This window comes from Chryseobacterium sp. CBo1 (assembly GCF_001693475.1).
GTDB lineage: Bacteria > Bacteroidota > Bacteroidia > Flavobacteriales > Weeksellaceae > Chryseobacterium > Chryseobacterium formosense.
Map to the genome: position 1 here is coordinate 1 of NZ_MAUH01000069.1, position 481 is coordinate 481.

General features: G+C 55.5%; 2 protein-coding genes. One reads left to right on the forward strand and one right to left on the reverse strand.

Going from position 1 to position 481, the window contains the following annotated elements; all coding sequences use genetic code 11:
- Positions 1-102: 102 nt before the first annotated feature.
- Complete coding sequence (locus BA768_RS21815; protein ID WP_217491439.1) at positions 103-216, reverse strand: DUF84 family protein; 114 nt, start codon at positions 214-216, stop codon at positions 103-105.
- Between BA768_RS21815 and BA768_RS19620 the strand changes: the two genes are divergently transcribed.
- Positions 206-400, forward strand: a complete 195-nt coding sequence (locus tag BA768_RS19620; protein ID WP_228388519.1) for a Trp family transcriptional regulator — start codon at positions 206-208, stop codon at positions 398-400. The genes BA768_RS21815 and BA768_RS19620 overlap by 11 nt on opposite strands.
- Positions 401-481: the final 81 nt, after the last annotated feature.

Here is a 481-nt window from a genome sequence, read left to right on the forward strand (position 1 = left end):
GCAGTGGCTGGAGGCGCAGCTGCTAAATGGCTCAGATAAAGTCTGAAACATCGTCGGCTTTGCGCTGATAGATGTCGTTATGGAACTGGCACAGCGCGAGGATCAGCGCCTGATGGTAAACGCCCCAATAGCGCCGCCTTTGTGCTTAATATTCTCAACACCGGTCAGGCGCGCCATCTCATCACCCAGCTTGCACCCAGCCTGAATGCCCTTCATAAAAATCGCTGGTAGGGGGAAACTGGAGCTGATGCGCGGCAAGATGAGCCAGCGTGAGCTGAAGAATGAGCTGGGTGCGGGGATTGCCACGATTACCCGTGGCTCAAACAGCCTGAAAAGTGCACCTCCAGCCCTGAAGCAGTGGCTGGAGGCGCAGCTGCTAAATGGCTCAGATAAAGTCTGAAACATCGTCGGCTTTGCGCTGATAGATGTCGTTATGGAACTGGCACAGCGCGAGGATCAGCGCCTGATGGTAAACGCCCCA

Coding starts and splice junctions, on each gene's coding strand:
- BA768_RS19620 (WP_228388519.1), top strand. CDS start 206: ATGCCCTTCATAAAAATCGCTGGTAGGGGGAAACTGGAGCTGATGCGC.
- BA768_RS21815 (WP_217491439.1), bottom strand. CDS start 216: ATGAAGGGCATTCAGGCTGGGTGCAAGCTGGGTGATGAGATGGCGCGC.